Source organism: Agromyces aurantiacus, assembly GCF_016907355.1.
GTDB classification, from domain to species: Bacteria; Actinomycetota; Actinomycetes; order Actinomycetales; family Microbacteriaceae; genus Agromyces; species Agromyces aurantiacus.
On record NZ_JAFBBW010000001.1, the window covers coordinates 1,282,436 to 1,296,816 of the forward strand.

Annotated in this window: 13 protein-coding genes; 3 read left to right on the top strand and 10 right to left on the bottom strand. The window is 69.0% G+C overall.

The genetic code is table 11. From position 1 onward, the window contains the following. Window positions 1-746: 746 nt before the first annotated feature. Together JOD46_RS06135 and JOD46_RS06140 are read right to left on the bottom strand one after the other, a co-directional pair. The gene (locus tag JOD46_RS06135; protein ID WP_204392515.1) at window positions 747-1,349 is read right to left on the bottom strand and encodes a hypothetical protein; all 603 of its coding nucleotides are present in this window, start codon (window positions 1,347-1,349) and stop codon (window positions 747-749) included. After that, window positions 1,349-2,389: a ParA family protein gene (locus tag JOD46_RS06140; RefSeq protein WP_204392517.1), complete on the bottom strand. Its 1,041-nt coding sequence runs from the start codon at window positions 2,387-2,389 to the stop codon at window positions 1,349-1,351. Before JOD46_RS06140 ends, JOD46_RS06135 begins: the two co-directional genes overlap by 1 nt. Before the next feature lie 299 nt (window positions 2,390-2,688). On the opposite strand from JOD46_RS06140, the gene JOD46_RS06145 reads away from it, so the two are divergent. Together JOD46_RS06145 and JOD46_RS06150 are read left to right on the top strand one after the other, a co-directional pair. Next, complete coding sequence (locus JOD46_RS06145) at window positions 2,689-3,504, top strand: hypothetical protein (protein WP_204392519.1); 816 nt, start codon at window positions 2,689-2,691, stop codon at window positions 3,502-3,504. 200 nt (window positions 3,505-3,704) lie between these two features. Then, window positions 3,705-6,329, top strand: coding sequence for an ATP-dependent Clp protease ATP-binding subunit (locus JOD46_RS06150; protein ID WP_204392521.1), 2,625 nt, complete (start codon window positions 3,705-3,707; stop codon window positions 6,327-6,329). 181 nt (window positions 6,330-6,510) lie between these two features. Here JOD46_RS06150 and JOD46_RS06155 read toward each other — a convergent pair whose 3' ends face one another. Next, entirely contained in the window at window positions 6,511-7,161 is a 651-nt protein-coding gene (locus JOD46_RS06155) for a DUF6518 family protein (RefSeq protein WP_204392523.1), read from the bottom strand. Between the two features lie 137 nt (window positions 7,162-7,298). Continuing rightward, the gene (locus tag JOD46_RS06160) at window positions 7,299-8,585 is read right to left on the bottom strand and encodes a matrixin family metalloprotease (protein ID WP_204392525.1); all 1,287 of its coding nucleotides are present in this window, start codon (window positions 8,583-8,585) and stop codon (window positions 7,299-7,301) included. A gap of 521 nt (window positions 8,586-9,106) precedes the next feature. On the opposite strand from JOD46_RS06160, the gene JOD46_RS06165 reads away from it, so the two are divergent. Next, window positions 9,107-9,958 carry a hypothetical protein gene (locus tag JOD46_RS06165; protein ID WP_204392527.1) on the top strand — a complete coding sequence of 284 codons (852 nt, stop codon included), beginning with the start codon at window positions 9,107-9,109 and terminating at the stop codon, window positions 9,956-9,958. 5 nt (window positions 9,959-9,963) lie between these two features. Here JOD46_RS06165 and JOD46_RS06170 read toward each other — a convergent pair whose 3' ends face one another. The 6 genes from JOD46_RS06170 to JOD46_RS06195 form a co-directional block, all read right to left on the bottom strand. Continuing rightward, a complete protein-coding gene (locus tag JOD46_RS06170) occupies window positions 9,964-10,227 on the bottom strand; it encodes a DUF4190 domain-containing protein (protein ID WP_204392529.1) in 264 nt (87 codons plus the stop codon). Window positions 10,228-10,294: 67 nt separating this feature from the next. Further along, window positions 10,295-10,672, bottom strand: a complete 378-nt coding sequence (locus tag JOD46_RS06175) for a hypothetical protein (protein ID WP_239562608.1) — start codon at window positions 10,670-10,672, stop codon at window positions 10,295-10,297. 507 nt (window positions 10,673-11,179) lie between these two features. Beyond that, the gene (locus JOD46_RS06180) at window positions 11,180-11,722 is read right to left on the bottom strand and encodes a flavodoxin domain-containing protein (RefSeq protein WP_204392531.1); all 543 of its coding nucleotides are present in this window, start codon (window positions 11,720-11,722) and stop codon (window positions 11,180-11,182) included. A gap of 73 nt (window positions 11,723-11,795) precedes the next feature. Beyond that, entirely contained in the window at window positions 11,796-12,482 is a 687-nt protein-coding gene (locus JOD46_RS06185; protein WP_204392533.1) for a class I SAM-dependent methyltransferase, read from the bottom strand. Between the two features lie 62 nt (window positions 12,483-12,544). Next, the gene (locus tag JOD46_RS06190) at window positions 12,545-13,759 is read right to left on the bottom strand and encodes a glycosyltransferase (protein WP_204392535.1); all 1,215 of its coding nucleotides are present in this window, start codon (window positions 13,757-13,759) and stop codon (window positions 12,545-12,547) included. Further along, window positions 13,756-14,364, bottom strand: a complete 609-nt coding sequence (locus JOD46_RS06195) for a TetR/AcrR family transcriptional regulator (protein ID WP_204392538.1) — start codon at window positions 14,362-14,364, stop codon at window positions 13,756-13,758. The genes JOD46_RS06190 and JOD46_RS06195 overlap by 4 nt, the downstream gene beginning before the upstream one ends. Window positions 14,365-14,381: the final 17 nt, after the last annotated feature.

Here is a 14,381-nt window from a genome sequence, read left to right on the forward strand (position 1 = left end):
ACCTTGGCAAGGTGTCACTCGACGTAGACGTACCGCCAGGTCTGTTGCCCGTTGGCATCGTGGCCATCGCCGGAGCCCAAATAGCGGACGGTAGTGTCAGCCACTTGGAATTCAGCGACCCGATTCAAACCACCTTCAGAGATGAGCGTTCGCTTTTCGCCGTCTAGCGGCCCACCATCCAGCCACACCCGGTACGGTTCACCTGCGTTTGGGAAGTCCATGGGCGGAAGCTTGCCGGATGCGGCCGAAGAACTCTAGTGAGCGGATAATGCCGCGGCCGAGACCGGAGACGGGGCCAGAACCCGCCGTCATCGCGTCAGGTGCCACGCAGCCCGTTCAGTTCCGGCTGAATTGCTTGAGCGGTTTATAGTCATCAAGGTCGAGGATGGCCCGGCGGATAGCGCCAAGGTCTTGGCTCGGTACGTCAACCGTCAACGTCAGCGTACCCTTCGCCATCGGCTTCAGAGCCGGACTTCATGACGTGCTCGGGCGTGCCGGTGGCGCCGACCTGCGCCGCCGCTTTGGCGACTCGAATGTCGGCCACGACGGGCGTGCCCGCGCACAGCAGGCGTAGGAGCCGGTGCCGCGCGGGGTCGCCGCGGCGCCGGGAGGTACGGGGATGCCGCGGCCTCGATGCCGGCCCGAACGCCGGATGGGGGCAGTTCGTGACTAGGACTGGACGGGTGGTAACTAAAATTCCAGGTGCTTCGGCACCGGGCGCACTGTTCAAGCGTCAGTTGCCGACCTCAGAGGATTGCGTCAATATCACGAACGATCGCGGTGACGGTGTCGATGGCACCCAGAGCATCCGTATCACTAAGCGGCGTCACCATACCAGGGGTAAGCGGGTCCGAGTCAGATTGATGGACGATTCGATTCCTTCGCGTAACAATCAAGCCAAGAGCGAGCTTTGTAGAACCCGCGTCGTTGCCGAAGACTGTGCTCCAAAGTTTCGGGATGCCAACGATAGACAGAGCGCTGCCAATGTCATCCGGCTTTTGGAAAGTCTCTAGTGCCAGGCATTGGGAGACATGTGTGCGAGCAGCCAGTTCTTGGTCGGCCAAACTGGCGGTCGCGAGAATCTGCCGAACCGCGTCAAAAGAAACGCCGACCTTGGTCGAAGTCGAAGTCGATGTGAGCCGTCCGAGCATCAGGTCCACCGCGCGATCTAGCACCACCCCATGGAAATAGTGATCCATGGCCGAGACAATCTGTACCAGTCCCGCACGATACATGTCCGACGCATCGACGCGGCCGACGGTCAACGTGCCAATCCGCTGACCTAAGGCGACCACATCGCGGGCACGTGACGCGTCAGTCTCAAAGTGGGAGAGTCGCGCGGTCGGCATCAGCTAGTTAGCACTTCGATTCGCTCGGCCAAGTCGGAAAACAGCTGGTGGAAGGAATCGATGCTCGCTTTTTGGGTGTCCCAGACGAAACCGCGACTCTCGGTATCTTCCTTCGTTAGCGCGAAGACCGGCTTTCGAGCCTGCTGGGAGTTGGTAACTAGGGAGTTGAAGTCCGGAATACTGATCAATCTCAGGGAACCATCCATACCTGCCTCCTTGTACTTAGCCTCAGGAAGCAGTAGGCCTGCAGTATCAAGGGCAGGCGCCAGAACGGTCTCCACCTCTTGGTCCAGTTCGTCGAAGTAGGCCCGAAACCCCTCGGTAGCCGTTCCGCTCTTCAGTCGGTACCGCTGGATTACCGTTCCGAGGAACTTCAGGTCGGGCTCCGGGAACGGGTAGTCAGCGCTGGTCAGCGCATCGAGACGCGCAGCATTCTCGGCCCACCGGCTCCACCGCGGAAGAACCCGGGCTAGGGACTCCAGCGCCATGACGGAGAACACGTCCGGGCTCGCTGGGACGATGAAGTAGTCTGCGGTGGCGACGAGGTTCTGGTTGATCGCCCCGAGACCCGGGCTCAGGTCGATAAGGACATAGTCCGCGCCATACTTTTCTGCGGTCTTGTCGAACAGAAAGCGGAAGCTCCCGGGAAGGTTCTTCAGAGCCTGCACGGATTCGGACAGCTGCTGAGCGATGCCGAGCGATACCTCATCCTCAGCCAGACCGACGTGGCCCGGAATTAGATAGAGGTTCTCGATTCCGTCCACCTCGACACAATCCACGGCTTCGAGCGGCTTCGGCCTCGAGGCGAACGCTGGCTCGAGTGCATCGCGCAGGTTACGTCCCGGGTTTTCCTGGTAGAAGACGTCTAGCGCGTCTTCCTTCTTGATGTCGAGAACCATGCCAGTCAAGTTGCACTGAGGATCGGCGTCGACCATCACCACCGTGTGGCCGCGTTCGGCAAGCATCCATCCGAGGTTGAAGGTGGTCGTTGTCTTACTAACGCCGCCCTTGTTGTTGAACATCGCAATCGTGATCGCCACGCTTCCGCCTTTCGGTCTCTCGGCTCACCATAGTGGAGCACGACGACCTTCAGTCATGGTGCTTGGGTTGTGGAAATCTGCCGCTGTCTTGCAGTCTCAACGGGACCAGCCGCTCCCCGCCGCCACCCTGTTCTCGAGGCTCTCGCGACCGCTCGGTGCTGTCCAATGAGGTCGCTGTCAATCCAAACCAAGAGCAACGCAGCGGAGCGCAGTCGTCCCGTCTTCTGCCTTCTACGCGCCGCCGAAGCCGACCGGCTCGCGCGCAACAACGGCGTCCGTGTCTACGAAAGAATGGCAGCATGGCATGGTTTCCTCCCAACGTCGATCCCGTTGAGCACTCGGCGCTCGTCCCGGGCATCCCGCCCTGGGTCGAGGTATCCGTCCTGCAGTGGGTGACGGACCGGATCGTCGACCGACGCAACGGCTCGATACGGCCCGATTTCCTAGCCGCTTGGGACGTTGCGATGAGGAATCACCCGCCCCACCAACCCCAGTTCGCCAATCACCGCCCGGAACACTTCTGGGAGCGTTTGGACGAGGCCGAGCGACTCGCGCTCCTTGACTTCCTGCTATTTGTCACGTCTGCCGATAATGGCGAACGACTCGAAGCGCTTCTGCGAGCAGGCGGCTCGGAGTGGCGCGTTGGTAGACGAACTGGCAATGCAGGGCTGGAGAGACGCGTCCCGCAGGGTGTCGTTGACGCGGCCGAGGCAGTCATGGCGACTTCTTCGACGGCGGGTGCCCTCCTGTCCGAGGCTTGGCACGCCGCCTTCGGCAGGAGCCCGAACCCCGAGGAGGCATACGAGAAGGCCATCAAGGCTGTCGAAGAGGCCGGAGCGAGTGTGGTCTCGCCCAGGAATGGGCGCGCGACGCTGGGCACGATGATTCGTGACATGGAAAGTCAAGGCAATTGGGTCCTTCCGCTCTCGACGTCGGAATCGACGGTGCCAGTGGCAATGGCGCGCGGGCTCTGGCAGGGGCAGGAGTCTCGCCACGGTGGGAACGGATACCGCACCCCGACGCCGGAGGAAGCGGAGGCTGCCGTGCTCCTAGCGGTGCCACTAGTGCAGTGGTTTTCATCAGGGGCGCTCCAGCGGCGACCAATCACTCCTTAGCGAAGCGCTCAAGCCTTCGAACTGCAGGCACGGAGAGCAGTTCGCGAGTGCCGAGTTTCGATATGGAGACTGGTACCCGACGCCGTTGGGGAGCAGACCCCATGGGCGTTAAGGCTCCGCCGATTGATGCAGGGAATACCGCCGTCTCGGCGACGTTGAACTTGAGCGTACCCAACTCAAGTTCCCCCAGGAGGACCTAGGTGCCCGACAACTTCAACGAGGCCGGCGCGAGCTCGTTCGACGAGTTCCTCGCCCGCTACCTCGCGGGTGAGCAGGCCAGGCAGGCGCGGTCGATCGACCTCAGCCGGTTCCTGACCTCGCGCACCCAGAGCATCCTGCAGCGCGCCGGACGCTTCGCGCTCGAGCGCGGGCAGACCGAGCTCGATGCACTGCACATTCTGCGCGTCATCGTCGAGGACGAGTCCGTCGCGCAGGCGATCACGCGCGTCGGCGCGAGCCCCGAGCGCATCATCACGGCGACCGAGGCGCGGCTGCCCGCGGCATCCGACACCGCCGACGTCAACTCGGCCATGATCACGCCGAGCGCGAGTCGCGCGCTGTTCCACGCGTACCAGGTCGCACGCTCGAGCGGGTCGACGTACATCGACCCCGAGCACGTGTTCTTCGCGCTCGTGCTGGGGCAGGATGCGCCTGCGGGGCAGGTGCTGCAGCGTGCGGGTGTGACCGCCGAGGCGCTGGCGCAGAGCATCGGCGCGGATGTCGCCACCGAGGCGTCCGTTGAGGGTGACGGGTCTCGATACGGCGCTGGCGCGCCTACTCGACCCACGGACGAGAGCGCCACCCCCATGCTCGACAAGTTCGCCATGGACCTCACCGAGCGCGCCATGAACGGCGAGCTCGACCTCGTGATCGGCCGCGCCGACGAGATCGAGCAGACCATCGAGATCCTCAGCCGCCGCACGAAGAACAACCCCGTGCTGATCGGCGAGGCCGGCGTCGGCAAGACCGCGATCGTCGAGGGCCTGGCCCGCGCGATCGTCGAGGAGAACGTGCCCGAGGCGCTGCTCGGCAAGCGGGTCGTCGCCCTCGACCTGCCCGGCATGCTCGCCGGCACGCGCTACCGCGGCGACTTCGAGGAGCGCCTCACCAAGACGATGGAGGAGATCGCCGAGCACCGGGGCGAGCTCATCGTGTTCATCGACGAGGTGCACACGGTCGTCGGCGCCGGTGGTGCCGGTGAGGGCGGCATGGACGCGGGCAACATCCTGAAGCCCCGCCTCGCCCGCGGCGAGCTGCACCTCGTGGGTGCGACCACGCTCAAGGAGTACCGCACCATCGAGAAGGACCCCGCGCTCGAGCGCCGGTTCCAGCCGGTTCGCGTGGGGGAGCCCTCGATCGAGGACTCCGTGCTCATCCTGCAGGGCCTGCGCCCCGCGTACGAGGAGCACCACGGCGTCACCTACACCGACGACGCCCTGCGCGCCGCCGTCGAGCTCAGCGCCCGGTACCTCACCGACCGCGTGCTGCCCGACAAGGCCATCGACCTCATCGACCAGGCCGGCGCGCGCCTGCGCCTCAAGCTGGGCGTGAAGGTGGACGTCTCCGCGCTGATCTCGCGGTTGGCCGACCTGGAGGCCGACAAGAACGCGGCCGTCCGCGCCGAGCACTACGAGGAGGCCTCGCGGATCCGCGACGAGATCTCGAAGGTGCAGGAGCGACTCGACGAGGCGACCGAGAAGGCGGCCGCGCAGGGCCGTGCCGTGGCATCCGCTTCGATGTCGGATGACACGACCGCTGCCTCGACGACCGTCGACGAGCCGCAGATCGCCGCCGTGATCTCGCGAGCCACCGGCATCCCGGTCAATCGGGTTACCGAGGGCGAGCGCGAGCGCCTCGCGAACCTCGAGGGCGAGCTGCACGCCCGGGTCATCGGGCAGGATGACGCGGTCACCGCTGTCGCCCGCTCGGTGCGCCGCAACCGCACCGGCATGGGCGACGCGCGCCGGCCCGTGGGGTCGTTCCTGTTCCTCGGGCCGACCGGCGTCGGCAAGACCGAGCTGGCGCGGGCGCTGGCGTCGTCGCTGTTCGACGACGAGGGCGCGATCATCCGCTTCGACATGAGCGAGTTCGGCGAGCGGCACACCGTGTCGCGACTGGTGGGCGCCCCTCCCGGATACGTCGGGTACGACGAGGCCGGCCAGCTCACCGAGCGCGTGCGGCGCAACCCGTACTCGATCGTGCTGTTCGACGAGATCGAGAAGGCGCACCCCGACGTGTTCAACCTGCTGCTGCAGGTGCTCGACGACGGGCGCCTCACCGACGGCCAGGGTCGCACGGTCGACTTCCGCAACACGGTGGTCATCATGACCTCGAACCTCGGTTCGGAGTTCCTCGCGTCGCGGTCGGGTGCGCTCGGCTTCGTGGCGTCGACGGATGGCTCGGGGTTCTCCTCTGCTGACGACGTGCGCAACCGCGTGATGGGCAAGGTGCGCGAGGCCATGCGGCCGGAGTTCCTGAACCGCATCGACGAGATCGTGCTGTTCCAGAAGCTGTCCTCGTCTGAGATCACGCAGATCGTGCGCCTCATGCTGGGTGCGACATCCGCTCGCCTCGCTGCTCGCGAGATCGGCTTCGAGGTGACGGATGCCGCGGTCGCGCTCCTCGCGGAGCGCGGCTACGAGCCCGAGTACGGTGCTCGCCCGCTGCGCCGGCTGATCCAGCGCGAGATCGACGACCGCATCGCCGACCTCCTCGTCACCGGCGCCCTCGGCGACGGCGAGGCGGTGCAGGTGGATGCCGCGGACGGCGAGTTCGTCGTGGCATCCGTGCCGAACGCGACGGTGTCGCTGGCCGACGCCGCCTGACCCCACCCACCCCGCACGCCCGCGTCTTCGCGCAGAAACGGTGCCTCCGCCTCCGGCGGAAGGCACCGTTTCTGCACGAGATCCGGGCACCACAGCGGGGTTCTTCGCAGGAGAGGTCGTCGCGGTGGGGCGGTCGGACGCATGCTCGGAGCGTGCACCCCGACGCCGCGGTCTCGAAGGATCACAGCACCGCGAACAGTGCGCCGAGCGCGAGGTACGCACCGACGAACGACGCGGCCGTCACCGCGGCGGCCGAGATGATCACCATCGTCGAGCGGATGTCGCGGAGCCGGCGCGCGGCGACGACGAAGACGAGCACGCCGCCGAGGACGATCGACGCCCACCAGAACACCGGGCTCGTCGTCGCAGCGACGACGGTCAGCCCGTAGACGCCCTCGCCGATCAGGACGCCGGCGAGCAGCCCACCACCGACGGCGGCCGCCATCCGCCCTCGGCGGAGCGCGAAGGCCGCCGCACCGATGACGGGGCCGGCGAGCACTCCGATGACCGCCCAGGTCGTCGGGTCGAAGGGGAAGCCGCGCAGCGTCGACACGACCGCGTAGCCCAAGGTCAGCGCGACGAACGAAACCACGCCCGCCGGAATGGCCTCGCGGAACGAACGTGCGGTGGAGAACACGAGCAGCGCGGTCGGCGCGGTCCACCCGGCCGTGGAGTTGGCGAGGGACGCGGCGTCCTCGGGCAGGAACGTCTGCCCGACCGAGGTCAGGCCGCCGAGTGCGAAGGCGATCGCGGCGACGAAGAGGATGCGCGCCGCGGACGGTGCGATCGGCACGCGGAACGAGGTCACGGGAACGAGCGCGGAGTCGGTCACCGTGCCATCCTCACCGCCACCGCGGGCTCCGCGGGTCGCGCCGAGGCGAAGTCATCCTCGAGGGGGACCCCGGTGCCGACGGTTGTTGCGGGTGCGGCCCATCCGACACCCGCAACAACAGTCCAAACCAGCGGCGTTCAGTTCGCCGTGATGAACGCCTGGGAGTACGCGTTGCCGTACTTCTTGGTGTCACCGTTCGTCGGCCAGGTGCGCCCGGTGCCGATCGAGTAGGCGTGCGCCGCCGTGAGCCGGCCCCACGTCCGCGCCTGGTAGGTGTCGTGGAATGTCGCCGTGCCGATGTTGGTGTACGCGCCCACGGTCGGGATCGGAGCCACGCCGTCGACCTCGCCGCGTCGAACGACGAGGTACATGATCGCGTCGACGTCGTGGCCGGCGCCCTGGTTCCACGCGATCGACCGCGCAGAGAGCCGCTTGATGCCATCCTGGCTGCCCCACGGCGCGGTCACGGTGTAGTCGACGATGGACTCGATGCTCGTCTCGTCGTCCTGTTCGCGGATCGGCGCGTTCAGCCCCGACCGATTCGCGAGGAACGTGCCACCGCCGACGACGTACCAACGGTTGCCGACGCGATCGAGCGGCCGTAGGTACCCGAACCAGAGGGCGTAGCCCTTGGCGTTGCGCGCCTGGTCCCAGGCGTACCCCGACATCAGCGCGACCGACTCGCCCTGCCGCTCGCCCCAGGCGGCGGCGGTCAGCGTCTGGAAGCCGGTGCTGTTCGTGTGGCCGACAGCGAAGCTCGACCCCACGATCGCATAGCCCGCGGTCGACTCCGGTGGTGGTGCGGCCGCGAACGGGTTGCCGTAGAGCTGCTCGAGCGCCTGCACATCGACGTTCTGCAGGCTCTGGTCGTGCAGGAAGTACAGCATCGAGCCGTTCAGCTCGGACACCGCCGACTGCATGATCGAGTTCGTGTCCTCGTTGTGCGCGAGGCCCAGCGCATGGCCGATCTCGTGCACCGCGACCGCGGCGAGGTTCTGCACCGTGGAGTTCTGGATCGCCTTGGTGATGAACCAGAGCACCGGGTTGACCATGGTGCCCGGCGCGTCATGCGCCTCCTTGTTCCAGTTGATCCCATCGCTGAACATGATCCGGCGCTGCGCCTGATTCAGGTCCTCACCGTAGGTCGTGATGGCGATCGCCTTCGGATTGGCCTTCACCCAGTCGGCCCCCGCGTAGTCGGCGAGATCGCCGAACGCCAGCGAGATGATCCAGTCGTCGCCGGATGTCTCATCGAAGTCGAAGTTCGAGACGGCCTCCCATCTCGCGAACGCCGTCGCGATGATCTGCGCGACGTCGCCCGGGCTCAGCGCCGGCTGCTTGCCGGGCGCGTTCATGATCCGAAATTTCACCGTCCCGCCAGACCTGCTGAGCGGGCTCAGCTGCTGGGTCTCGTCGTTGGACATGATGGTTCCCCGCTTCCACGGTCGTCGAACCGTCGGTGAGGGTGTGGTCCGACGTTCCCGAATCTCGTCGTGATCCCCTTGGGAGCCGAGGCGTCCCCCTCGCCACGGCTCGACCGGTCAGCGCCCACAAGGCGGCGTCCCGGCATCCGCACTCTAGCCCTGCCGCGATTGGGGCGACGCCCCCTCTTCGGGTGCACTGGCGAATGACCGGTGACGGCGCGTCGATCGGGACGATGAACGCGAACGGGCTGATCGTCACCGCTCCGATCAAGCCTGCGGAATCATCCAGCCGCAGCATCTGCACGTTGGAGGGGTCGACGAACCTCGGCACCGGATCGCCGGTGGCACAAGGGGCCCGGCTTCCGGCGCCCGCGGTCGACGCGAGGCGGTCGACGCGCTCGGCGCCGTCGTCGCCGCGGGGCGCGAATGAGGCCGCCTTCCGAGTGACCATCGTCCCGTCGGCGGGCCGGCCGAGCCCGGTACGCTGGCCCGACGGTTCGATCGAAGCTTGGGGGAGCGCGATGGACACCGAGGGCGGCCCGAACCCGCGCTCGCAGTCAGAGACGCAGTCGCGTCATCCGGCGGCGCCGCCGCCCGGGAAGCGCTGGTGGCTCGTCGGCTTGGGCGCGATCGCCACGGCGTTCCTCGCCGCGGTCGGCACCTGGCTGTTCTCGCTCGTGCGCCCCATCCTCGACGAGCCGTTCGAGCGCGCGCTCGAGGTGAACGTCGACGATTCCGAGCAGGAGTGCGACAGTTACTCGCTGCCTGCGGCGCTCCTCGACGACGTCCCGGCGACCGCCGTCGAGGGTGGAAGTCCAGCGCAGGTCGCGAGCTTCGATGGCCGATGGATCGTCGACCACGGCGGGCTTCCGACGGTGTCACAGACGATCGACGTGGATCGCACCCTCGAGCTCACCCTCCACGGGAGCGGCGATGAGACGGTGGTCGTCCACGGCATCGACGTGGTCGACTTCGAGCCGCTCGCGGTCGACGACGAGATGGCCGTGATCCACGAGTGCCGTCCGCGCGGTGGCGGCGACATGGGCGGCATGATGGATGTCTCGGCGCTCGCCGTCGACTTCGCCGGGCAGCCGCCCGTCCTCGAGCTGACGGATCCCGAGCTGCGCTTCCCCTATCAGGTGTCCAAGGACGACCCCGAGGGGTTCGACATCCTCATCGCCGACAATGGCACCGGCGACGAGGAAGCGTGCTTCTGCCGCTGGAACCTCGGCGTGTCGTGGAGCGCCGGCGAAGACACCGAGCAGACGGTGATCGAAGGCGACTCGATCGGGGTGGCGACCGGCATCCCGTTGGACGCCTGGCCGGACTACTGGTTCGTCGACGGCGAATGGACCACCGAGGTTCCCGGCTGAGCGCGTCAGCCGTTCGACGAGACGTACAGGCCGCCCCAGATCAGGAAGAACATCGCGGCGAGGCCGCCCAGCGCGACGGCGATCCATCCGATGATGACGGCGGCCAGGGCGAGGCCGTGGCCGCGCTCGCCGGTGCGCTTGATCTGCGACAGGGCGATGTGGCCGAAGATCAGGCCGAGGATCACCGTGAACCACACGGTGATGAAGGCGACGATCGCCCAGACGTTCCAGCGATCGGTCTGCGGGGTGGTGGCGGCGGGAGCGGTCATGGCGGGAGGTTAGCCCGCGCGGCGCGCGGACCTGCGGGACGAATGGCCCGGCGATCCGGCGCGGCCGCTACGCCCCCGCGGCCCGGAACACCTCGGTGCGGGCGACGACCCGGTCGCGCTCGGCGGCGAGCTCGAGCCGCCTCGGGTCGGCGAGGTAGGCCTCGAGGCTCGCCTCGCTCGGCACCGCATACAGGTGCACCTCGACGGGGTGGTCGGGTCCGCGGTCGATCCGCGCGCGATGGAGCACCTCGATGCCGTGCTCGGGCAGCAGGTCGAGCACGCGGTCCTCGTACACGGCCAGCTCGTCGGCGAGCCCGGGGCGTGCCCAGAGCAAGCTGCAGAGCGTGAACCCCGCAGGCGCCGCCGCGGCGACGGACGGCTCGGGCTCGCGCCCACGCTCGGGTCGTGGCTCGGGCTCGGACCGCGTGTGCTCGTCGTTCCTCATCGACCCCGTCCATCCGAATCGCTCGAAACGATTCTCGCAGCCGCCGCACAGGGCCGCCGCCGACACCCGGGTCTCACCGTCCCGCTCCCTCCCGCCCTGTTCGTGCAGAAACGGTGCCTTCGGCCGGAGCGAAAGCACCGTTTGCACACGAGAGCGACGGGCCAGACCCGTGGGGGCTCGCGAGTCCCCGGTTGGTGCGGGTGCACCCGCCGGAACCCGGGACTCGGGATCGAGTGCGGTGGTGCTGGGGTGCGCGGGGGCTCGCGAGTCCCGGGTTGGTGCGGGTGCACCCGCCGGAACCCGGGATTCGGGAGTGCGGTGGGTCGCGCGGGGTGGTGCCGGGTGCGTGCCGGATCGCGAGTCCCGGGTTGGTGCGGGTGGACCCGCCGGAACCCGGGATTTGGAGTGCGGTGGGTCGAGCGGGGTGACGCTGGCGTGCGTGGCGGCTCGCGAGTCCCGGGTTGGTGCGGGTGCACCCGCCGTAACCCGGGATTTCGGGGCGGCGGGTCAGCCCTGAGCGGATGGCGCGGCCGCCAGCGCGTCGGCGATCGAGCCCGCCCACGCGTCGACCGCGTCCCACTCGCGGAAGTCGCCCTCGGGCATGATGTCGCGCAGCGCCGGCATCCACACGATCATGCGGTCGGCGCCGCGGATCTTGTCGTGGTGGTACGCGCCGCGGAACACCTGCGTGCCGCGCGGATGCACGAGCTCCTCGTATTTCGCGAACTGCTTGGGCTCGGCGCCCTTCAGCACGTCGTTGCCGTCCTTGTCGACCTTCTCCGTGCCGAGCGGGCCGCTCGCGAACAGCCAGGTCGGCTTCGCCGCCAGCTCCTCGGCGTTGCGCTCGACGAACCTGCGCGCCGGCTTGCGCCAGTTGAACTCGTACGTCGCCGAGCCTACGACGTAGGCGTCGTATCCGGATGACTCGTCGAGTTCCTTGGCGTCCATGACGTCAACCTCGAGCCCGCGTTCGCCCAGGCGCTTCCCGATGCGCCGCGCGATGCCCTCGGTCGCGCCGTACTTGCTCGCGTAGGCGACCAGCACCCTCATCGCGATCCCCCTTCGTCGCGTCCCCCGGATGTCGCACGCTACGCCGGGGGCATGACGCCGTCAGAGTCCAAGGTCACTCCGGGAGCGCCGGGCCCGCCGGAGCGCGCCGCGCGAGCAGCGTCGAGTCGTGGATCTCCATCGTGCGGCCGTCGCGGACCACCGTGCGCGGCCGCTGATCGACGACGATCGGCTCGAGGTCGTCGGGCAGGCCCGGCACCAGCTCCTCGGCGAGCAACAACGCGTCGTGATGGCTCGTCGCGAGATGTGCGAAGGCCTCGGATGGCGCGTGGCCGACGACGAGCAAGTGCCCGCCCGGAGCGACGGCCGTCGCGAGACGGCGGACGACCTCGACCATGCCGTGGCCGGGCGGATGCAGGAAGTGCGTCGTCACCAGGTCGTACGTCCGCCCGTCGGCCGTGAAGGTGCGCGCGTCGACCTGCCACCAGTCGACGCGGTCGGCGACGCCCGCCCGCTCGGCGTTGCGCGCGGCGCGCGCGAGCCCGCTCGCCGAGAAGTCAGCGCCCGTCACGCGCCATCCGTGCTGGGCGAGCCAGATGACGTCGCCGCCCTCGCCGCATCCGACGTCGAGCGCCGTGCCGGGCGTCAGCCGGGATGCCTCGGCGACCAGCTGCACGTTCGGCTCGCCGCTCCACACCTGCTGCTCGCCCGAGTACCGCTCGTCCCACGCGGGCGGTTCGAACATCGACGCGTCCGCGCCATCCGTGCCGCCGTCTTCGTGCTCATGCTCGTGTCGACTCATCCGCGCCTCCTGCTGCCGAGGGTACGCGGCCCCACGCCGATCGGCGTGCCGGGGCCGGCGCCTCACGCGGGCTGCGGCACGAGCTCCTCGAGCGCGCGTACGGCCTCGCCGGCGCCGTCCTCGTGTGCCATCCGCTCGGCCGCCTCGCCGACGGCGGCGGAGCAGCGCGGCGCTGCCGCGATCGCCTCGCCGAGGCGTGTCGCGGTGAGCCGGCGCTGGGGGATCGCGGCCGGCGCGAGCCCCGCCTCGAGCAGCCGGGCCCCCCAGAACGGCTGGTCGGCGATGAACGGCACGACGATCGAGACCGTGCCCGCCGCGGTCGCGGCCTGCACCGTGCCGATGCCGCCGTGGTGGATCGCGGCGACCGCGTGCGGCAGCACTGCCCCGTGATCGACCGAGCGGGTGACGAGCAGGTCGTCGCCGCGCAGCTCGTCGGGGATCGCGATGCCGCCGAGACCGGTCGCGACGAGCAGCCGCAGCCGGTGCGACCGTGCCGCGTCGACGAGCGCGCGCCCACGCGCGACGGGATCGCCCGCGGCCATGGATCCGAACCCGGCGTAGAGGAACGGCCCACCCCGCACGAAGGCCTCGACGCCCGGGTCGAGCGCGGGCCCCGCGCCATCCGTCGCCCCTGACCGCCATGCCCCGGTGAGCCGCACCGACGCGGGCCAGTCGGCGGGCCGGGGGAGGATCGCCGGGCTGATTGGCATGAGCGTCGCCGCGGGCGCGGATGAACGGCGCGGCCGCGGCACGCCGAGCACGGCTGCCGCTTCGTCGAGCTCGCGACGGAACATCCCGGCCGCCGCCGACGCCGCCCGGTACGTCAGCGGGTTCAGCGGCCCGAGGCTGCGCGTGACGGTGCCGGCCGCCGGGAACTCGCGCGTCGGCGTCATCGCGGGCACCATCTCGACGAGCACGTGCGGGATGCCGAGCGCGTCGGCCGCGATCGGCGCCGACAGCACCTTCGGATGCCACGCGATCACGTCGGGCCGGTACTCGCGCGCCGCCTCGGCCGCGCCGACGAGCACGCCGCGCATGACCGGCCGCACCACCTCGCGCAGGTTCCGCATCGCCGCGATCGGCGACACCCCCTGCGACTCGATCATCGCCGTGAAGTCGACGCCGAGGCTGCGCACGTCGAGCCCCGTGAGGTCGACGCCCGAGCGGTCGGGCACGGCCAGGCGAACCTCGTGACCGGATGTCGCGGCGCGACGCGCGAGCGCCGTGAACGGCTCCACGTCGCCGCGCGATCCGGCGCTGACCAGCAGGATCCTCATCGCGCCTCCTCCGATGCGAGCCCGACCGCCGCGAGCAGGCGGTCGTCGGTCGTGAGCCCGTGCGTGTAGAGCTCGGCGAGCGGCACGGCGATCCGCCCGAGCGCCCGGTCGGCGCCGCCCGCCCACGAGGTGAGCGGGCCGATCATGAGGAACGGCGCGACGCCGAGCATGACGAGCGTCGCGGCCTGCGCCTCGGGATCGCGCGACGGGCGGAGCCATCCGCTCGCCGAACCGTCGTCGATCATCGCGCGCGCGACCTCGAGCAGCCGCGCGAACAGCGCGGCGGATGCCTCGCCGCCGTCACCGAGCATGCGTGCGAGGTACGGCCCGTAGGTGCCGAGCACCTCGCCGAGCACGTCGGCCGCGCCGGTCGCGCCGTCCCGCTTGTCGGCGATGAACCGCGCGACGCGCGCGTCGCACTCCTCACGCAGGGCGAGCTTCGTGCCGAAGTGATGGGTGACGAGCGCCGTGCTCACGCCGGCGTTCGACGCGATCTCGCGCAGGCTCGCGCCCTCGTATCCGCGCGCGGCGAAGCGGTCGAACGCGCTCGCGAGGATCCGCGCTCGGGCGGTGAGGTCGCCGTCGGCGACCAGGGCTGTACGCATGTACAGGATTCTGGCAG